The sequence below is a fragment of the Aerococcus sanguinicola genome (genome assembly GCF_001543145.1).
Classification (GTDB): Bacteria; Bacillota; Bacilli; order Lactobacillales; family Aerococcaceae; genus Aerococcus; species Aerococcus sanguinicola.
In genome coordinates this window covers 1,647,703-1,667,210 of the sequence record NZ_CP014160.1, presented here as the reverse complement: position 1 = coordinate 1,667,210, position 19,508 = coordinate 1,647,703, and the positions used below count along the sequence as shown (strand labels likewise).

Annotated in this window: 17 protein-coding genes; 2 read left to right on the top strand and 15 right to left on the bottom strand. The window is 47.5% G+C overall.

Annotated elements, in window-relative coordinates:
- Nucleotides 1-69: 69 nt before the first annotated feature.
- The 10 genes from AWM72_RS07445 to nagA form a co-directional block, all read right to left on the bottom strand.
- Nucleotides 70-726 carry a metal-dependent transcriptional regulator gene (locus AWM72_RS07445; RefSeq protein WP_070485782.1) on the bottom strand — a complete coding sequence of 219 codons (657 nt, stop codon included), beginning with the start codon at nt 724-726 and terminating at the stop codon, nt 70-72.
- 187 nt (nt 727-913) lie between these two features.
- On the bottom strand, nt 914-1,210 hold the full coding sequence (locus tag AWM72_RS07440) for a post-transcriptional regulator (protein ID WP_067975630.1): 297 nt from the start codon (nt 1,208-1,210) through the stop codon (nt 914-916).
- Between the two features lie 6 nt (nt 1,211-1,216).
- A complete protein-coding gene (gene yajC / locus AWM72_RS07435) occupies nt 1,217-1,678 on the bottom strand; it encodes a preprotein translocase subunit YajC (protein WP_070485780.1) in 462 nt (153 codons plus the stop codon).
- Nucleotides 1,679-1,770: 92 nt separating this feature from the next.
- On the bottom strand, nt 1,771-2,910 hold the full coding sequence (tgt, locus tag AWM72_RS07430; protein ID WP_067975627.1) for a tRNA guanosine(34) transglycosylase Tgt: 1,140 nt from the start codon (nt 2,908-2,910) through the stop codon (nt 1,771-1,773).
- A gap of 305 nt (nt 2,911-3,215) precedes the next feature.
- Nucleotides 3,216-4,943, bottom strand: a complete 1,728-nt coding sequence (gene ptsP, locus AWM72_RS07425) for a phosphoenolpyruvate--protein phosphotransferase (protein WP_067975624.1) — start codon at nt 4,941-4,943, stop codon at nt 3,216-3,218.
- A gap of 78 nt (nt 4,944-5,021) precedes the next feature.
- On the bottom strand, nt 5,022-6,983 hold the full coding sequence (locus AWM72_RS07420) for a PTS fructose transporter subunit IIABC (protein WP_067975621.1): 1,962 nt from the start codon (nt 6,981-6,983) through the stop codon (nt 5,022-5,024).
- A 22-nt stretch (nt 6,984-7,005) separates the two neighbouring features.
- Nucleotides 7,006-7,932, bottom strand: coding sequence for a 1-phosphofructokinase (gene pfkB / locus AWM72_RS07415; protein ID WP_067975618.1), 927 nt, complete (start codon nt 7,930-7,932; stop codon nt 7,006-7,008).
- Nucleotides 7,929-8,690 carry a DeoR/GlpR family DNA-binding transcription regulator gene (locus tag AWM72_RS07410; protein WP_256364773.1) on the bottom strand — a complete coding sequence of 254 codons (762 nt, stop codon included), beginning with the start codon at nt 8,688-8,690 and terminating at the stop codon, nt 7,929-7,931. The genes pfkB and AWM72_RS07410 overlap by 4 nt, the downstream gene beginning before the upstream one ends.
- Nucleotides 8,691-8,864: 174 nt before the next feature.
- A complete protein-coding gene (locus AWM72_RS07405) occupies nt 8,865-9,935 on the bottom strand; it encodes an alpha/beta fold hydrolase (RefSeq protein WP_067975611.1) in 1,071 nt (356 codons plus the stop codon).
- A 28-nt stretch (nt 9,936-9,963) separates the two neighbouring features.
- Complete coding sequence (nagA, locus tag AWM72_RS07400) at nt 9,964-11,112, bottom strand: N-acetylglucosamine-6-phosphate deacetylase (protein WP_067975607.1); 1,149 nt, start codon at nt 11,110-11,112, stop codon at nt 9,964-9,966.
- Nucleotides 11,113-11,315: 203 nt separating this feature from the next.
- On the opposite strand from nagA, the gene AWM72_RS07395 reads away from it, so the two are divergent.
- On the top strand, nt 11,316-12,023 hold the full coding sequence (locus AWM72_RS07395; RefSeq protein ID WP_067975605.1) for a glucosamine-6-phosphate deaminase: 708 nt from the start codon (nt 11,316-11,318) through the stop codon (nt 12,021-12,023).
- A gap of 59 nt (nt 12,024-12,082) precedes the next feature.
- On the opposite strand, the gene thrB is transcribed toward AWM72_RS07395, so the two are convergent.
- The 5 genes from thrB to AWM72_RS07370 all read right to left on the bottom strand — a co-directional run bounded on the left by thrB (nt 12,083) and on the right by AWM72_RS07370 (nt 16,815).
- On the bottom strand, nt 12,083-12,958 hold the full coding sequence (gene thrB, locus AWM72_RS07390; RefSeq protein ID WP_067975602.1) for a homoserine kinase: 876 nt from the start codon (nt 12,956-12,958) through the stop codon (nt 12,083-12,085).
- Nucleotides 12,959-12,970: 12 nt separating this feature from the next.
- Nucleotides 12,971-14,251, bottom strand: coding sequence for a homoserine dehydrogenase (locus tag AWM72_RS07385; RefSeq protein WP_067975599.1), 1,281 nt, complete (start codon nt 14,249-14,251; stop codon nt 12,971-12,973).
- A 21-nt stretch (nt 14,252-14,272) separates the two neighbouring features.
- Entirely contained in the window at nt 14,273-15,808 is a 1,536-nt protein-coding gene (locus AWM72_RS07380; protein WP_067975596.1) for a Mur ligase family protein, read from the bottom strand.
- Nucleotides 15,809-15,905: 97 nt separating this feature from the next.
- A complete protein-coding gene (locus AWM72_RS07375; protein ID WP_067975593.1) occupies nt 15,906-16,133 on the bottom strand; it encodes a YkuJ family protein in 228 nt (75 codons plus the stop codon).
- 415 nt (nt 16,134-16,548) lie between these two features.
- The gene (locus AWM72_RS07370; protein ID WP_067975590.1) at nt 16,549-16,815 is read right to left on the bottom strand and encodes a phosphocarrier protein HPr; all 267 of its coding nucleotides are present in this window, start codon (nt 16,813-16,815) and stop codon (nt 16,549-16,551) included.
- Between the two features lie 368 nt (nt 16,816-17,183).
- Between AWM72_RS07370 and AWM72_RS07365 the strand changes: the two genes are divergently transcribed.
- On the top strand, nt 17,184-19,442 hold the full coding sequence (locus AWM72_RS07365; RefSeq protein ID WP_067975587.1) for an ATP-dependent Clp protease ATP-binding subunit: 2,259 nt from the start codon (nt 17,184-17,186) through the stop codon (nt 19,440-19,442).
- Nucleotides 19,443-19,508 lie beyond the last annotated feature (66 nt).

Below are 19,508 nucleotides of genomic sequence, written 5' to 3'. Positions count from 1 at the left end.
GTTCCAAAAAGCAGTCCTGACATCCAGTTCCATAGTAGGCTCCAATGGTTCAGGCCTAAGCGATTTTTATCACACGCTGACTTCCACAAATATATTTTGACTCGCGCCAGCATTTAAACGTAAGCTCTGGCCTTGGTCTAAATCTTTCAGGACCAGGTCATTACTATAGGCTTCCCGGTCAACGAGTTCATAAGCTTTATTCATGCGCAGGCCATGTTCATCCAAATAGGCCAGGAGCTGGTCATCATCTACCACCCGGCGCACGATAAAGGAAGTCCCTAAGTGAATATTTGCCAAGGCCTCCATGGCTTCGTGTTCTGAATGCCCTGCTTGGTCAGGAATCGCACCACCATGAGGACAGTACTTTGGATAACCCAGATAGGCCTCTAAGCGGTTGATGAAGTCATCCGAAACATAGTGCTCTAAGACTTCGGCTTCGGGGTGGACTTCATCCCAAGGGTAACGCAATTCATCGTGTAAGAAAACTTCCCAGAGCCGGTGGCGGCGAATAATCTGCGAGGCAAAATAGCTTCCTTCCTCCGTTAAACGAACGCCCTGGTAGGGAACATAGACAAGATAGCCTTCAGCCTGCAGCTTGTTCAACATCTCAGTGACGGAAGCAGCTGAGACATGGAGCGCTTGACTAATTTCCTTATTGGAGATATTACGCTCATCACCCTTCAATTGGTAGATTGCTTTCATGTAATCATCTTTACTTCTAGACATAAGACCTTCATTCACTCCCTCATTTGATCTGGTTCAACTTGGCCAAGCCCATAAATTATCTAACCTCTATTATACATGAAATTAATAATTTTCAGAATGATAGAAATTTCCTCCGTCTTGAAATTTAACCAAGAAAAAAACAGGATAACCAGCTGGCAAAAGCTTCCTTCTGGCATCCTGTTTCCGACTATAAAAGATTAGAGATATCCATATCATCAAGCTTAGGAACCGACAGTGTGGACGCTTCCAGATAGGCGTAATCGAAGTAGTCATTGGCTGTGAGCGCGTTCACAGCTTGGCGTTTCTGACGAATACGTTTGGGTTTCTCCTTCTTCCAGGCATAAGTCGTAAAGTAGGCTTCAATATCCTGACTCCTAATCTCTGGATAGCCTTCTTCTTGAAATTGCTTGGCCTTACGCTCAAAGGCTGCTTTCAGCCAGAAGCGTTCCCAGTCACTAAGTGCGATCGCTTCCGCTAGTGGCATGTTTCCCTATTCCTCGTCTTGAGGATCCGCTTGACCTTCGCGCACTTCAAGTCCATCCTTTTCTTCTACTTGGTCGGCTTCCTGAGTTTGGACTGTTTCTTCTTCTGCTTCTTCAGCAGCTTGAGCCTCAGCAGCATTAGAAATAGCTGCATTAGCCGCTTCAGTCCCTGCTGGATCCGCCTTCTGTGTCCGAGCAATCGCTGAACGTTCGAATACGAGCAGGACCCCTTCACAATCTAAGGTAATGGTGTTCTTCACTTCATCGATCTCATAGATGACACCATGAAGGCCGCCGATCGTTACCGCATGGTCACCGACGCCCATAGAGGATAACATGTCCTTATGCTGCTCTTGGCGTTTTTTCTGTGGACGGATCATTAAAAAGTACATAATCCCACCAAAAACAATAAAGTATAACAAGAGACTCATTAAGCCTCCGCCAGATGCTGCAATATAGTATGAATTCATTCTAATTAGTCGCTCCTTTCAAAAGTAAATACCGTTAATACGTCTATTCTAACATAGCTCGTCTCCTAAGAGGCTAATTAGCCCTTTAATTCCTAAAAGTTTTTAGGATTTTTAGTATTTAGGCCGTATGCTTCGAAGAATTCTTCCTTAAAATCTAAAAGATTGTCATCACGGATTGCTTGGCGGACCTGGGCCATGAGATCTAAGAGGAAGTGGAGGTTATGGATAGAAGTTAGGCGCAGACCGAATGTCTCATCCGCCTTAAAGAGGTGGCGGACATAGGCCCGGCTAAAGTTCTGGCAGGTATAGCAAGAACAGTTTGGATCGATGGGGTTAAAGTCCCTCTGATAAGGGGCATTCTTAACCACCAAACGCCCTTGGCTAGTCATGCAGGTCCCATTCCGCGCAATCCGCGTCGCCAAGACGCAGTCAAACATATCGACCCCACGAATAACACCTTCAATTAAGGCATCTGGGCTCCCTACCCCCATCAGGTAACGGGGTTTGTGTTCAGGCATGACGGGGGTCAGATAATCGAGGACTTGGTACATCTCGTCCTTGGATTCCCCAACCGATAAGCCACCAATAGAATAACCTGGGAAGTCCAGACTGATCATATCCTTAGCGTGCTGGAGGCGCAGGTCCTTATAACCTGCTCCCTGGAGAATCCCAAAGAGAGCCTGGTCATCTGGTCTCTGATGGGCCTTGAGCCCCCGTTCAGCCCAGCGCGTCGTCCGGTCAATGCTGTGCTTAACATAGTCATAGTCATGGTTAAAGTCTGGACACTCATCCAAGGACATGATAATGTCTGCGCCCAAATTATTTTCGATTTCAATCGCTTTTTCAGGGCTCAAGAAGAGCTTACGTCCATCCAAGTGGCTCTTAAAGTGGGCCCCTTCTTCGGTCAATTTCCGACTGTCGCTCAAAGAAAAAACTTGGAAGCCACCGGAATCCGTTAAAATTGGCCGGTCCCAATTCATAAATTGATGGAGGCCACCTGCCTCCTTAACAATATCATCACCTGGTCTTAACCAGAGATGGTAGGTATTGGAGAGAATAATCTGAGCATTCATGGCCTTTAATTCTTCCGGTGACAAGCTCTTCACGGTGGCCAAAGTACCTACTGGCATAAAGATAGGCGTTTCAATAACGCCATGAGGAGTCTTAATTTCCCCCAAACGGGCCCCCGTGTGTTTTTCTTTTTTGATTAATCGATATTCCAAAGCTGGCATGGACTGGCATCCTTTCTATCAAAGCTAAAGCCTAGCATTCATTGCTTCAATCATCATTTAATCCTACCACATTCCAAGCCCTAGCTGCAAGCTTGGAACAATATGTATAAGAAAAAAGAGACTGGGACAAAAGTTCCGGCCTCTTTTAAAAAAGCGAACATTTTTCAAAAACGTGTTCCAAAAGTCAGGCCTGACATCCACTTCACGAACTATGTCCAATCGTTTACCAACGATTTCCCATAGTTCGTTCCAGTGGTTCAGGCCTGATCGACTTTTGTCACACTCTCTTCGCGCTTTGGCGCTACTTAATCAATTTTAACGGCTTGCTTGACCAGAGCCACAACTTCATCTGCTGTTGTAGCTTCATTTAAGGCTTTATCAGCTAAAGCTGCCATTTCCTTAGTATCTAATTCCGCCATCAAGGCCTTGGTTCTCAGGATGCTTGAAGCAGACATGGAGAATTCATCCAAGCCCATACCAACGAGCAATGGGGCAGCGATTTGGTCGCCAGCCATTTCCCCACACATCCCGGTCCATTTACCTTCTTTATGTGATGAATCAATCACATGCTTAATCAGACGAAGGACAGATGGGTTGTAGGGTTGGTAGAGATAAGACACATGCTCATTCATCCGGTCTGCTGCCATAGTGTATTGGATCAAGTCATTGGTCCCGATAGAGAAGAAGTCGACTTCCTTAGCGAACTGATCAGCAAGCACAGCTGCTGCAGGAATTTCAATCATGATACCGACTTCAATATCTGAAGCCACTTCATGGCCTTCCCCTTCAAGTTCTTGGCGCACTTCTTCTAGGAAGGATTTAGCTTCACGGAACTCTTGCAGGCTAGCAATCATTGGGAACATGATCTTCAAGTGGCCGTGTGCTGAAGCACGGAGCAAGGCCCGAAGTTGGGTGCGGAAGAGGTCCTTTTGGTCGAGGGCAATCCGAATGGCCCGGTAGCCCAAGAAGGGGTTCATCTCTTCAGGCAGGTCCATGTAAGGCAATTCCTTATCGCCACCGATATCCATAGTCCGGATCACAACCGCCTTGTCGCCCATAGCTTCCAGGACTTTCTTGTAGGATTCATACTGGGCTTCTTCTGTTGGCATCTCATCAGAATCCATATAGAGGAATTCTGTCCGGTAGAGGCCGATCCCTTCTGCCCCATTATTGAGGGCCCCGTCCACATCCTTAGGGGTCCCAATATTAGCGCAGAGTTCAAAATGTTGACCGTCTTTCGTTACGGTTTCAGCATCTTTTAGGAGTGCCCATTGCTTGCGTTTTTCTTCAAAAGCAGCCGCCTTTTCACGGTAAGTGGCAAGCTCTTCTTCAGTCGGGTTAACAATAACTTCCCCGTCTAAACCGTCAATGACAACGATATCGCCATCATTTACGGATTGGGAAATCTTAGCCGTCCCTACGACAGCAGGAATTTCTAAAGAGCGGGCCATAATCGCGGAGTGAGAAGTCCGGCCCCCAATATCGGTCGCAAAACCGAGCACGTATTGCTTGTTCAATTGGGCCGTATCACTTGGAGTTAAGTCGCGGGCGATCACAATGGCTTCTTCATCGATCGTCGCTGCATTGGGGATGTTCACCCCTAATAACTTAGCTAGGATCCGGTTAGAAACATCACGCACGTCAGCTGCCCGTTCTTGCATATAGGCGTTATCCACCATTGCTTCAAAAGTTTGGATAAAGAAATCTGCCACTTGGCGTAGAGCTGCTTCAGCGTTAACTTTGTCGCTTTCAATCTTAGCTGTGATCTGACCGTTAAATTCAGGGTCATCGATCATCTGTAAGTGAGCATCAAAAACAGCTGCTGCCTCAGGGCCAACATTTTCCAGAGCTGATTCGTAAACTTTTTCAATCTCTTGACGAGCCTCTAAACGAGCCTCTTCAAAGCGCGCTTGTTCAGCTTTGGCATCTTCAATCGTTTTTTCTTCAAAACTTAGGTCTGGTTCAGCCAGTGAATAGGCCTTAGCAATTGCGATCCCATCACTTGCTGCAATACCTGTTAATTGTAAGGTCATAGGTCCTCCTTAGTTAAAAGCTTGTTAATGCGTTTACATACTTATTGTACTATAGATTTGCTTAAAAACCTATAGGAATTACTTAGCTTTTTGGTCGCGTTTGAGGAAGAAGTTTAAGAGTAGAGCTCCCACTACAGAACCAACCAACCAAGCAATCACATATTGAACAGGGTGGGTTACCCCATTGGTTAATACGGCAAAGATCCCACCGTGTGGCACATAGCTGACACAGCCAAAGAACATGCTCAAGGCACCAGCCACACCAGCACCAATAGCTAGTGAAGGAATTACGCGGACTGGATTAGAGGCTGCAAAAGGAATGGCCCCTTCGGTAATGAAGGCTGCCCCCATCACATAGTTAACCATAGCAGAGTTGCGTTGGGCTTCTGGCCATAAGTTACGGTTTAGGGTAGCAGAGATGGCGATGGCCATTGGTGGTACCATCCCACCGACCATAACAGCAGCCATAACATCTGAACCTGCCCCGTTGGCTTGGGTAACTAAAGCTGTACCAGTCACATAGGCTGCCTTGTTTAAAGGACCACCCATGTCAATAGACATCATGGCACCGACGATGAAGCCGAGAACGACGCCGAGTTCACTAGGAATGGAAGCCAGGCCATTGGTTAAGGCATCCATGATCATGCCCATTGGGGTATTGACAACAAAGAACATAGCTAAGCCCATGAGCAGGACACCGAAGAGTGGGTAGATGAAGATTGGTTTCATCCCTTCCAAGGACTTAGGCAACCAAGCAAAGGCTTTCTTCAAGAGCCAAATAATTCCACCAGCTAAGAAACCGGCAACTAAAGCACCCAAGAAGCCAGATGGCGCTGCATTGGCGAAGTAGCCTTCTTGGTTAAAGGCAGTCAAGATTCCTGGATTGGCAAAGACGCCCCCCATAGCCCCTACAACTAAACCTGGCGTATCAGCGATGGATTGCCCGATAAAACCAGCCAAGACTGGAAGCATCATGGCAAAGGCTAAACTACCTAGGGTATTTAAGAAGTGGGCAATCTCATTAAAGCTTGGGTCTGCTGGGTTAGCGGAATTAATGCCCCAGAAGAAGGAAATAGCAATTAACATCCCCCCTGCCACGACAAATGGCAACATGTGGGAAACCCCATTCATCAAGTGTTTGTAGATTTGACGGCCCAGTGATTCATTACTTGAATCTTCCTCTTCCTCATGGGCGGATTCACTAGCATGGAAGGTCTTCGCTTCCCCTTCTGCTGCTTGACGAATCAATTCATCTGCCATGTTAATCCCATCCGCTACCTTACGGAAGATGACAGGTTTACCATCGAAGCGATTAATTTCTACTTTACGGTCAGCAGCTACAATAATAGCTGTGGCTGCATCGATATCCGCCTTGGTCAAGCGGTGGTTGACCCCACCCTGGCCATTGGTTTCAACTTTGATCTTGTAGCCAGCTTTTTCAGCCGCTTGTTTGAGCTTTTCTTCAGCCATATAGGTGTGGGCAATCCCGGTTGGGCAGGCGGTGACAGCTAAGATGTAAACATCATCGTCAGCAACAGCTGGTGCTGCTTCCACTTCCTCTTCTTCTTCAGCCTCTTCTTCCTTATCCGGATCAAATTGGTCCATGATAGCAACCACATCGGTAGTCGTTTCAGCTTCAAGTAAGGCTGCCTTGGCTTCCGGTTTCATCAAGACACCAGATAATTTAGAGAGGGCTTGTAAGTGTTCATTGCCTTCGCCTTCAGGTGCTGCAATCATGAAGATTAATTTAGCCGGTTGCCCGTCCATAGATTCCCATTCGATCCCTTCCTTGCTGCGGCCAAAGATAACCGCTGCTTGCTTAATGGAAGGATGTTGGGCATGCGGAATCGCGATCTCATCGCCCACCCCAGTGGTTGACATTTCTTCGCGGGCCTCTAATTTCGCCACATACTCATCGACATTGGTCACGCCGCCAGCTTGGGCAAATTTTTCTGCCAGGTGCTTGAGCGTGTCGGTCTTCGTTGTTGTCTGTAAGTCCAAGTCCATTGCGTCTTGGATAAATAAATCTGCTAATGCCATAAATAACTCCCCTCAAATGCTTCTATTTAATTTCTTTGACATTAATTTCTTGGTAAAGTGCATAAACTTTGTCGGCTGTTGCAATCCCTGCGGAATAAGTGGTGGCAGATCCAGAGGCCGCACCTTGTTGCAAGCTTTGGGCATAGTCTTCTGTTTCCAGATACTTGGCCATAAAGCCAGCCAGCATGGAATCCCCGGCACCAGTTGGGTTGACCACTTGACCATTCGGTACGTCAGACTGGTAAACTTCCCCATTAGCTGCTACCAGGAGGGCACCCTTAGCCCCTAAGGAAACCAGCACATTCTCTGCGCCTTCCTCTTGAAGCTTCTTAGCATAGTAGATGATGTCTTCAACACTTTCAATCTTGACATTGAAAATTTCACTCAACTCTTCATTATTCGGCTTAATAATGAATGGCTTAGAAGCGAGGCAGGCACGCAAGAGATCGCGGTTAGTATCTAAGACAAAACGGGCGCCCTTGTCCAAGCAAATATCGGCAATTTGCTTAAAGTCATCGGCTGTCATCCCAGGTGCCTTGTTGCCCATTAAGAAGACCACATCACCGGCCTGGAGTTCTTGTTGGAAGAAGGCTGCAAGTTCCGCGCGTTTTGCTTGTGGAATTTGAGGGCCTTCGCCGTTAACCTCTGTTGCCGTTGCTTGACGGGTATTGATCTTCGCATTAATCCGGGTAAAGCCATCGACCTCGATAAAGTAGGGGTCGATTCCTTCAGCCTGGAGTTCGTCTTTAATGAACTGACCGGTAAAGCCGCCTAGAAAGCCCGTTGCTCGGTTCTCGTGGCCTAAACGTCGTAAAAGAATGGACGCATTAACCCCTTTACCCCCAGCGACATAACTTTCTTCAGCTGAGCGATTCAATCCGCCTTCAACTAATTGATCGAGCTGGTAGACCATGTCGACGGCCGGATTAAAAGTAATTGTATAAATCATCCCTTCACCTCTCTTAAATTAATTTGTTCGCTGCATTGTTGCTTGAGCTCAGGGCTCAGCTCACTCGTTATCACAATTCCTGTGTCCGCATCGGCCACCTTGGCAAAAGACATCTTGTCCAATTTGCTGCTGTCAGCGAGGAAATACACCTGGCCGCCTTGGCTGATCGCCTCTTGCTTAATATTAGCCTCCTCGATATCTGGAGTCGTCATGCCAAAATCGGGGTGGATAGCATTGATCCCCATGAAGACCTTGTTAAAGTGATAATTCGCAAGTTGCTGAAAAGCTTGGGAACCGACGACAGCCCGCGTATTTTTCTTCAGATTACCGCCCAACATAATCGTATCGATGGCTAAAGCATTCAAAGCCATGGCTTGTTCAATTCCATTGGTAACCACCAAAATATCGAGGCCCGCTAAATGGGGAACCATCTGTAGGGTGGTTGTCCCAGCATCTAAATAAATAATATCCTTGTCTTGAACTAAGTTAGCCGCTGCCTTGGCAATCGCTTCCTTCTCTTCAATATGTTGGGTCAATTTCTCGTCGAGTGACTTCTCATTATCCAATGAATAGTGCCGTCTGGCGCCACCATGAACGCGGGTTAGCTTCCCTTCATCTTCTAAAGTGGATAAGTCACGGCGGATAGTCGCCTCAGAAGCCCCGAGTTGGTCAACCAGACTGGTTACCTTGACTAGGGATTCTTTCTCGAGCATCTCCACAATGAGTTGCCTTCTTTCTGTCGCAAGCGTTTTCAACACCCCCTCTCAATTAATAGAATACCATGTTCGAAGGATCGTTTCAATCATTTTCGATCATATTCGATCACTTTTTTTGATATTAATACCCTTAACTGGTCAATTATGGTCACCATCAATCATTTATCTCGCCAAACCAAAAGAAAATTATGTAAAAAGAGGCTGAAAATTTCAGCCTCAATCTTTCAAATGATAGTATAAATAATCCTTCAGGCACTGGCTAAAGAGCTTCTTATGCGAGAGGAAAGGGCTGTGGCCGGCTCCAGGGATAATACGGAAAGCCTTCTGGGGAGCTTGGACTTGGTCAAAGAAGTCAAAGACTTGGTCTAGGGGGGCTTGCCAGTCCAGGGATCCTGAGACTAGGAGCAGAGGGACCTCCAAGCGATCGATAGCTGATAAGTCCATACGCTGGGCCTCTTCCATCAGGTCAGCTTGAATCTGGGTAAAGCGCGTCCCTTGGCAGGCCATAAGCCCATACCAACGCAGGTCGGCCCAGCTTAGATCAGGTGAGCTGAGAACTTGCCAAACAACCTTTGCTTGGGCCTTCCAGGGAATCGTCCGCAGATAATCTTGGGCCAAGCGCTCCACCTTAAGATAATTCTTTGCTTCAATATAGCGAGACTGGAGGGCATGGCGGGTAGCTCGCTTGGCCTTAGTCAAGGAAGCCAGGGCCTGGCGGTCACCAAGACGGTTGATGACCCCCTCAGCCATATCCAAGATGAGGAAATTACCGGCAATCATGTCCGTAATCTGACTGATCCCCACATAGGCTAAGAGCTTGCCTGGATGGGCCTTGGCATAGCCTAGGCCCAAGATGGACCCAAAAGAATGGCCGACCAAGATCAGCCTCTCCTTACCGTAACGCTGGCAAAGTTTATCGACTAAGTCATCCAGGCTCGCTTCCAATTCCTGGTAGCTGGGGCCCTCCTGATAGCGGTCCGGATTAAGGTAGTAAGACCGCCCTGAACCAGCCTGGGTCCAGTAGCAGATAATAAAATCGTCTTCCAATGCTTTCTGGTAGCTATAAGTAAGCGCCGGATTAGGGAGACCTGGCCCTCCGTGAACCCATAAGATAAGGGGCTTGGTCCGATCTTGCCCCCGCACCTGGACCGCCTGCCGGTAAGCCCGGGGTCCGAGGTCAAATACCAAGTCCTCAGCCAGTTCAGCTCGGTAGAGACGCTGGTTGACCTTTCGATAAATATAGAGAAAAGCGAAGACGAGGACGAGACAAAGCAGGCAAGTGATCATAAATGAGCTCCTTTTTAGGGCGGCCAGGCTAGGCTTGGTAGCGGCATTCCCCTTTGAGATAGGTGGCTTTAAGATCCAAGTTTTCGTCCAGAATAATGAAGTCCGCATCCAGGCCAGGCTTAATTTGACCACAGACATTTTCCAAACCTAGCGATTTGGTTGGGTAATAGGAAGCCATCCGGACAGCTTCGGAGACCGACGCTAAGCCCCATTCCACCACATGCTTGACAGCTGTCTTTAATTCTAGGATGGAACCAGCTAAGTTACCGCCCTCCTTCAAGCGGGCAGCTCCATCTTTAACGATGACTTCAAACTCACCTAGCTTGGAAGGCCCATCTGCTAAGCCCCCTGCTCGCATGCAGTCGGTCACGAGGAGGCTTTCTTTTGGCCCACGTTGGTCGACTAGAATTTGAGCAGCGCGCGGATGGACATGGTAACCGTCACAGATGAGTTCAGCATAGACCTCCTTGAAGCTGAGCGCTGCTCCCACCATACCCGGTTCGCGGTGGTGGAGACCAGACATACCATTGTAGGTGTGGACAAAGAAGTCAGCCCCCGCTTCATGGCAGGCCTTGGCCTGGTCATAGCTCGCATTAGAGTGGCCTAAGCCGACATGGACGCCCAGATCTTTGGCAGCTTTGACAAAGTCAACTGCCCCTTCACGTTCTGGCGCAATCCCGATCCGGTTAACTAAGCCCTTGGAAAGTTGCCGCCAATTTTTCAGCTGGTCAATTTCTGGATCTAACATGTAATTGGGGTTCTGTGCGCCCTTGTATTTCTCGGTAAAAAAAGGACCTTCTAGGAAAATTCCTTGGACCTTGGCTCCACTTAAGTGAGGTGCTGTATCACCAATCATCTGGCAGACTTGGTTGAGCTCTTCCGTTGGTGCAGTCAGGGTTGTTGGCAACCAAGAAGTGACCCCACAAGACAATAAGCCTTCCGCAATCGCTGCCAGGCCTTGGGGATCTGCGTCCATTACATCATGGCCCAAGAAGCCATGGATATGGAGGTCAAAGAGGCCTGGTGCCAGGGTAACTTCCCCTAGATCCACATAATCCCGCCCCTCCTCAAGTTCGGTGTAAATGCCAACAAATTTGCCGTCTGCTACTTCAACATAGGCATCACTTAGGTCTTCCTGGCTGAGGATCACCCGCTTGGCCTTGTAAATTTCTGACATCTCTGTTCATTCCTTTCTCATATCTGCCCCAATCACTTATCACATGGCAGAGCTTATTACTGACCTTTATTTTACTCTGTCCCCCTAGAAATTCAAGACTCTTTCAGTCCGCTAAATTTCTTTTAATTAAAGAATGAAAGTTTTTTCACCGGCATTCATGGTAAAATAGTCCTAAAGCTTAAAATAGAAAGAAGGACTTAGACATGCCCTACCAAGTATATGCCGACAAAGAAAGTGCCTCACAAGCCGTATTTGAGCTTTTTAAGGAAGAGCTCAGCACTAATCCGCAGACCGTCTTTGGCTTAGCAACCGGCTCAACGCCAGAAAAACTCTACCAGTTACTTAGAGAATCTGATCTTGATTTCAGCCAGGCCACTTCAATCAACCTGGATGAATACTATGGTCTACCGGCTGACCATCCCCAATCCTACCATTATTTCATGCAAAAAGAACTTTTTGCTGCCAAGCCATTCCGCGCCTCCTACCTTCCTGACGGTAGTACAGATAACCCTCAAGCGGAAGTTAAGGCCTATGAAGCCATTATTGACCAAAACCCCATCCAGGTCCAAATCCTAGGCATCGGTCACAATGGCCACATTGGCTTCAATGAACCTGGATCACCTTTCGATAGTCTAACCCGCCTAGTTGACCTCACTCAGTCGACCATCGAAGCTAACCAACGCTTCTTCGATAGCATTGACGAGGTCCCCACCCAGGCTTTGAGCATGGGGATTGCGAGCATTATGAAGGCGGACAAAGTTATCCTTATGGCCTTCGGTGAAGAAAAATCCAAAATCGTCCAAGCGGCATTAGAAGGGCCAGTGACTGAAGAAGTGCCAGCCAGCGTCCTTCAAAACCACCCCAATGCCCTCTTCATCCTCGACCAAGCTGCCGCTAAATATCTAAAGTAAAACTTAATAGGCGATTAAAAAGGCAGCCCGCAAATTTTCTGCGGGCTGCCTTTTTTCATTTAATCTAGCCAGCGTGCGCCCTCTTCGTCGAGGTCCAGTACACGAATCTGAGCATCTTGGATATCATGGCTGAGTATGTCAGCTAAGTCTTCAGCATTTTCCTTATGGGCCAGGGTCATGATAGTTGGCCCAGCGCCACTTAAGTAAGTGCCATAAACACCAGCCTGTCCGTCTAAGCTTTGGCGCACTTGCTTAAGTTCAGGAACCAAGGGGCTACGGTAGGTCTCATGCAAGAGGTCCATCTCCATAAGATGGCCAGCTTCTTCCAATTCGCCGACAGCTAGCTTACTAGCTAGGACATTGCCGATACCATTGGCTCTCACAGCTTGGGCGAAGTCCAATTGCTTGGGGAGGACAGCCCTTGCCTGACTAGTCAGGAGCTGCTTATTAGGAATGGTCACCACAAAGGCAATGTGGGGGAAGGTATGCTTGGTCCATAAGACCCGGTCGGCTTCCAGGGCCACCCCTATCACTAAGCCTCCTGCCAAGGCAGGCGCCACATTATCCGGGTGCCCTTCAATCGCATTGGCCATATTAATCTTCTCTTCTTCTGACCAGCCTTTTTGTCCTAAACGGTCGGCTAATTCAATCCCTGCAATAATAGCGCTAGAACTTGATCCTAGGCCTCGCGCTGAAGGAATATCGGAATGCATAGCGAGTTTATGGGCAGGCACTTCTGGGGCCAATTTTTGGATGGTTTGGATGATCAGGTTGTCCTCACCGTGAGGAATGTCATCGCCCAAGTCATGGTCAATCCACCAAGCATCAGCTGGCTCTAACACATCCATGGTTAAGTAGAGGCTGACCGCTACACCAATTGAATCAAAACCAGGGCCCAGGTTAGCTGACGTCGCAGGTACAAGTAAACGTGTCATCGTCCGCCTCCTCTAGTCTAAGACATTATAAGAAGCAGCGCATGCCATCTGGTCAGCTTCCTCTACGAGTTCAAGCAAATATGCCTTCTCTTCCATAGTCATCAAATCCGTCACCACAACTACCTCAGCTTCTTCACTGTCGCTAGGCAGTTGAAGGACATGGGCAAGGCTGATATTTGCCTTGGCAAAAAGTTCCGTCAAACGGGCAAAAGCGCCGGTTTGGTTGACCAATTTAAAGCGGAAGAAGGCCCGTCCTGTTACATCCTTGGCCTTTGACCAAGTGCTTTCCCGGTTAAAACGGGCAAAAGGTGCGCCAACTGTGCTTTCATTCATGTTGCGACCAATCGCAATAATATCAGCCACGACGGCAGAGCCTGTTGGTAAGGCGCCAGCCCCCGCACCATAGAACATCAATTCCCCACTAGCTTGGCCAACCGTATAAACAGCATTCATTTCTGCATTAACCGTAGCTAGAGGATGGCTATTAGGAACAAGGGTAGGCGCTACTTCAGCATAGACCTGGCCATCCTGGCAAGAGGTCGAACCTAATAATTTGATGATATAACCGAGCTGCTTAGCTACTTGGATATCAGCTTGTTTAATTTGACTAATCCCTTGAATAGGAAGGTCATCTAGGCTAATCTCTGCTCCAAAAGCCATCTTAGTCAGAATAACTACCTTACGGCCTGCATCCAGACCTTCGACATCAGCTGTTGGGTCAGCTTCTGCGAAGCCAAGTTCTTGGGCATCCTTTAAAACCTTTGCATAGTCTGCCCCCTCTTGGGTCATCCGGCTGAGGATATAATTCGTGGTTCCATTGAGAATTCCCCGCACTTGGACCAATTCATCAGCCACAAGCGAATTAGATAGGGCACGGAGAATGGGAATTCCCCCAGCAACCGCCGCTTCGTAATAAAGATCGAGGCCTTTTTCCTGGGCTAAGTGGCTGAGGCTTGCCCCATGGACAGCGATCAAGTCTTTATTCGCTGTCACCACATGCTTGCCGGCATTAAGGGCTGCTTCAATGCAGTGTTTAGGGAAATCAATTCCCCCCATCAATTCTGCCACAATTGCAATCTCAGGATCATTTAGGATGTCATCCAGCGATTCTGTTAGAGGAATTTGTTCAGCTAAGTCTCCAGTGACTTCATCCACAGACTTCACCAAGGCCGTCTTCACAACAACTTCCTTACCGAGGATAGCTTGCATCTTCTCCTGGTGTTGGAGGATAATTTCTGCCGTCCCTCCCCCTACTGTCCCTAAACCTAGTAATCCAATATATAGTTTATCCATCTTTCGGACCTCCTCTTTCTCTTACTTAGAAGTTGACTGCGCTTTGTCATAGACTTTCAATTCAGCCTGGGCATAGTGCACATCCCCTAAATAGTCTTCCTTATTACCATTAATCTTCATAAAACATTCATCGCCCTTACCGGCTAAAAGAACCACATTTGGCGCTTGGTCTGCCGCTGCATCCACAAAAGCTTGGTGGATGGCTTGAGGTCGGTCCAATATAATCTCTGCTTGGCCACCAGCCTCTAAGACATGCTGGTGGAGAGTTTGACAGATCGTTTCAACAGACTCGGTACCTGGGTCATCCATGGTCAAGTAAATGGCGTCCGCCTCCTGGGCAGCAACCTGGGGCAAGTCTTCGCGCCGACCGATCCCGCGATTTCCCGGTGCCCCAAAGACAATCCGGTAGCGGTGGTCAGGGAACATCTGCTTAGCAGCATGGAAAAGCTGCTCAAAACTCAAGAGATTGTGGGCAAAGTCCACGATAGCCTTCAGCTGGCCATCAGCTGACTGAAAGACCTCCATGCGTCCTGGTGCCTTAATTTGAGCCAAGGCTTGGTTAATCAAGGCATAAGGAACACCGTAATGACGGGCAATGGCTATAGCGACCAGGGCATTTTCCACGTTGAAGATTCCCTGCATACTCATAGTCATTTCTTCCTGCCCTTCCGGATCGTGGAGGGTAAAGCGCTGGCCGTCCGCTTGCGCCTGGATATCTGTCGCATAGTAATCAGCGCTCGCATCATTGAGACTCACTGTTATAATCTCTTCGACTTCGGGACTCCTTTGGGCACGGTCTAGAATACGGTCGTAGTGGTCGCTATCTTTAACGAGAACGGCACACTTGGCCCGGTCAAAAATTTTAAGCTTGCTTTCAAAATAATCCTCAAAATTAGGGTGTTCATTAGGGCTGATATGGTCTCTTGAAATATTTAAAAAGGCTGCCACATCAAATAGGACTTGATCGACCCGACGATACTTCAAAGCCTGGCTGGACACTTCCATGGTCATGAAATCGCGCTGGCTCTGACGGGCATGGTCAAAGTGCTTAAACAATGGCAAGGATTCCGGCGTCGTTAGCTGGGAAGCGCCCCGATCAATCCCATCATCGAAACGATTAGAGGAGAGGAAGGCTGTTGCTGGCTTGCCTTGGTCCTCTTGGTAGGCATCGAGGATGGCATGGAGATAGGCTGTGGTCGTCGTCTTGCCCTTGGTTCCCGTAATCCCAATCAAGTCAAAGTCCTGGTAGGGAGACCCATAAAAAGCGTCAGCCACTAAGGGCATTGCCCGGCGGACATCGCGCACCTGGCAGTAAGGAAGGTCAACTTGGGGATAATGATCTTCCGCTATATAAGCGACCGCTCCCTTGGCCTTAGCCTGGTCAAGAAACTTCGGATCAAAGTGTGCCCCCTTACAAAAGAACAAGCAGCCCGGCTCAACCTCTCTGGAATCATAGCTAATTTGCTTAACTTCCAAAGCTCCCGGCCAATTCAAGTCCACAATTTCATCTGCTTCAGCTAGTCTATCTGCCAGCTTATCCAAGTTCAATGCATTCACTACCGCTCTTCACCCTTCCTTATCCGCTTCAAAAAAAGAGCCGTGCCAAACACGACCCAGCGTTTCAGCAGCTAACTGCCGATAATCGGATTTCGTTCTATTGCAACAATTCAAAGATTTCAATGGCAACTAAGTCAATATCGTCAAATTGGAAGCTTTCATTAATTGTATGGTCATGCAATTCAAAGCTCTCAGTTTCACGATCGTAACGAACTTGGCAGCGTTCCTGACCTTCAAATTCGAAACGTCTTACCTCAATCTCAGAATCATCTGCCGTCATCGCTTCTAAACGGTTAAGAATCGCTTTTAACTGTGATGTTTTCATAAGAAAACTCCTTTCACTATATCCCAAATTACCCTATTAAATATAAAGTAACTTAGCTAAAATTGTACACTAATTCCTTGCTCCTGTGAACAATTATTCTAAATTTCTTAGCCAGAGCTATCCATTCCTCTAGCGTCTTACTTTATTCTAGCATAGTCTCCCAGAGACTTCTTGAACAATGCATGAAAAAATCCCTAAATTATTAAAAAAGCTCTTGCGATAAAAGTTGACAATTGAATGAATAGAGTTTGTGAAGTCGAAGAGGATGGGACAAAAGCCCCAGCCTCTTAAAAAGGAGCTTGTTTCGAAAATCTGTTCCAAAAGTCAGTCCTGAACGACTTTTGGAACAGTCTCACTCTTTATAAAGAAACAAAAAAAATAACCGGTGCGAGCACCGGTTAGTGAAAGTTTTCAATTATTCAGACAAACCTTCGTTTGACATTGTTTCTTTAATAGCTGCGATAGCTTCTTCTTCGTCGCTACCTTCAGCTGTAATTTCAACATCTGCGCCTTTACCAACACCTAAAGACATAACGCCCATGATGGATTTAAGGTTAACAGATTTACCTTTATATTCCAAGTTGATTTCAGATTCAAACTTGCTAGCAGTTTGAACTAATAAAGTAGCTGGACGTGCGTGGATACCAGTTTCAGCAGTAATATTGAAAGTTTCTTTTTGCATAATAAATATCTCCTTAATCTATATTATTGACTTCACTTCGTAGCAGAATACTCAAACTCAAGAGAGATGAACATACTCCTAAATAATAATTTACCACGTTTGCGCACTTGAAACAAGGCCCTGTGGTAAAGATTACTTAATCATATGATACCGCTATCAGTTTTTTTATGCAAGTCTTTACCTAAATTTTTAGCAGATTCACATCTTTATTTTTTGCCAGCTAATTTGTACACTTTCTGGGATAAATTTAAGGCTTAAAACTTGAAAGTCAGTAAAGGTCAATGTATAATGTAGATATAGTCAGTATTGGTCAAGATATCTTGACTCACTACTTGACCAAGTATTTGTAAAGATAAAGGAGTGACCCTATGATTTGTCAACGCTGTGGCAAGCGCCAAGCCGCGATCCATATGTATGCCAATGTTAACGGCAAGCGCCAAGCCATCAACCTCTGCCAACATTGTTATCGCGAAGTCATCAATGATGGCGGCTCCCAAGAAAACCACCAACAAAATAACCCAAACCAAGACCTCCCTTGGAATGACCTTGATAGTATTTTTAGAAGCCTCCGCCAGAACCCGGCAGGCTTCCAGGCCTCTTCCAAGCAGGGAGAGAATCCTTTTGCTAACTTCACCGCTGGTCAAGGGCAAAGTACAAATAATGAACAGAGCCTGCTGTCAACTTATGGCACGAATATGACGAACCTGGCTCAGAATGACCACTTCGATCCCATAATTGGACGCGACAATGAAATTCGCCGAGTGATCGAAATCCTCAACCGTCGGAACAAAAACAATCCCGTCCTGATCGGGGAAGCCGGTGTTGGGAAAACGGCGGTAGTTGAAGGCCTCGCCCAAAAAATTGTGGCGAAGGAGGTCCCTGAAAAACTTCAAAATAAGGAAGTGATTTCCTTAGATGTAGCCTCCTTGGTCCAAGGAACCGGTGTGCGCGGGCAATTCGAGGAAAAAATGCAACAATTAATCCAAGAAGTCAGTGCCAATGATGACATTATCCTTTTCATTGATGAAATTCATGAAATTGTCGGTGCCGGTAGCGCTGAAGGCTCCATGGACGCAGGAAATATCCTCAAGCCAGCCCTAGCCCGGGGTGAGCTCCAATTAGTTGGGGCAACCACCCTCAATGAATTCCGCCAAATCGAAAAAGATGGGGCCCTCGCCCGTCGCCTCCAACCCGTTTATGTGGAAGAACCAAGCGTGGAAGAAACCCTTGAAATTATCCAGGGCATTACGGATAAGTATGAGAAATACCACAATGTTATCTACAGCCCAGAGGCCATTGAAGCCACTGTCCGCCTATCTGACCGCTACATCACTGACCGTCAGCTCCCGGACAAAGCCATCGACCTCTTAGATGAATCAGGCTCGCGCAAGAATCTTACCATTCCTTTTGTGGACTTGGAATCGCTGGACAAGCAAATTACGCAATTGAATGACCTGAAGCAAATGGCAACCGAAGCCGAAGACTATGAAAAAGCGGCCTACTACCGGGACCAATTAGCCAAATACCAAGAAATGCGCGACAACCATGTGGATGTCCCTGAAAAACGCCCCCGGGTGGAAGTCGAAGACATTCAATCCATTGTGGAAGAAAAGACCGGCATCCCTGTCTCTGACCTCCAAGAGCAAGAACAAAACCAGCTCATCAACTTAGAGGAAAACTTGCAGTCCCGTGTCATCGGACAGGATGAAGCGATTGAAGCTGTCAGTCGGGCTATCCGCCGCAACCGGGTCGGCTTGACTGCTGGTGAACGTCCTATCGGTAGCTTCCTCTTCGTTGGGCCGACTGGTGTTGGTAAGACAGAACTTGCCCGTCAACTCGCCCGCGAACTCTTCGGTAGCAAGGATGCCATGGTGCGCTTTGATATGAGTGAATACATGGAGAAACACAGTGTCAGCAAGCTGATCGGTTCACCACCTGGCTATGTGGGCTACGAAGAAGCTGGTCGTTTAACCGAACAAGTCCGGCGCCGCCCTTACTCCCTGATCCTTCTCGACGAGATTGAAAAGGCCCACCCCGATGTCCTCAACCTCTTCTTGCAGATCATGGATGACGGCCGACTCACTGACTCCCAAGGCCGGGTGGTTTCCTTTAAAGACACCATCATCATTATGACCTCTAATGCGGGATCAGCCGGTGTCGAATCCAGCGTCGGTTTCGCCGCCAGCCAGCAAGGTAAGACCAAGACGGTTCTCGACAAGCTGGACGACTACTTCAAGCCGGAATTCCTTAACCGCTTCGACGCCATTGTCGAATTTGAACCATTGACTAAAGAAGAGCTCATTGTCATTATTGACCTCATGCTCAAAGAAATGAATCACCTGCTCAAAGGTCAAGGCATTCAGGTCCAAGTGAGTCCAGAAGCCAAGGATGAACTCGTGGAACTGGGTTATAATCCTAAACTAGGCGCCCGGCCCCTCCGCCGTGTCCTCCAAGAACACATCGAAGACCAAATCGCGGATGCCTATCTCAAGCACCCAGAGTTGAAGGAAATCAGCTTTGACCTGGATGATGACAAGAAGATTACCGTCAGTGAACTGAAGGAAAATAATGCGTCTGACTCGGAATCAGATGTTGATAGTGTGAGTGATGACGAAGAAAGTGAATAACTTCAAAAGATAAAAGTGCAGTCCTGAAAATTCGGGACTGCACTTTTTGATTGTTATAAATATTGT

Bases quoted from the DNA above. Each gene is read 5' to 3' on its own strand.
- tgt (WP_067975627.1), bottom strand. From the start codon at position 2,910: ATGCCAGCTTTGGAATATCGATTAATCAAAAAAGAAAAACACACGGGG.
- AWM72_RS07370 (WP_067975590.1), bottom strand. From the start codon at position 16,815: ATGCAAAAAGAAACTTTCAATATTACTGCTGAAACTGGTATCCACGCA.
- pfkB (WP_067975618.1), bottom strand. From the start codon at position 7,932: ATGATTTATACAATTACTTTTAATCCGGCCGTCGACATGGTCTACCAG.
- AWM72_RS07375 (WP_067975593.1), bottom strand. From the start codon at position 16,133: ATGAAAACATCACAGTTAAAAGCGATTCTTAACCGTTTAGAAGCGATG.
- nagA (WP_067975607.1), bottom strand. From the start codon at position 11,112: ATGTCAGAAATTTACAAGGCCAAGCGGGTGATCCTCAGCCAGGAAGAC.
- thrB (WP_067975602.1), bottom strand. From the start codon at position 12,958: ATGACACGTTTACTTGTACCTGCGACGTCAGCTAACCTGGGCCCTGGT.
- AWM72_RS07385 (WP_067975599.1), bottom strand. From the start codon at position 14,251: ATGGATAAACTATATATTGGATTACTAGGTTTAGGGACAGTAGGGGGA.
- AWM72_RS07420 (WP_067975621.1), bottom strand. From the start codon at position 6,983: ATGGCATTAGCAGATTTATTTATCCAAGACGCAATGGACTTGGACTTA.
- yajC (WP_070485780.1), bottom strand. From the start codon at position 1,678: ATGAATTCATACTATATTGCAGCATCTGGCGGAGGCTTAATGAGTCTC.
- AWM72_RS07405 (WP_067975611.1), bottom strand. From the start codon at position 9,935: ATGATCACTTGCCTGCTTTGTCTCGTCCTCGTCTTCGCTTTTCTCTAT.
- AWM72_RS07395 (WP_067975605.1), top strand. From the start codon at position 11,316: ATGCCCTACCAAGTATATGCCGACAAAGAAAGTGCCTCACAAGCCGTA.
- AWM72_RS07365 (WP_067975587.1), top strand. From the start codon at position 17,184: ATGATTTGTCAACGCTGTGGCAAGCGCCAAGCCGCGATCCATATGTAT.
- AWM72_RS07445 (WP_070485782.1), bottom strand. From the start codon at position 726: ATGTCTAGAAGTAAAGATGATTACATGAAAGCAATCTACCAATTGAAG.
- AWM72_RS07440 (WP_067975630.1), bottom strand. From the start codon at position 1,210: ATGCCACTAGCGGAAGCGATCGCACTTAGTGACTGGGAACGCTTCTGG.
- ptsP (WP_067975624.1), bottom strand. From the start codon at position 4,943: ATGACCTTACAATTAACAGGTATTGCAGCAAGTGATGGGATCGCAATT.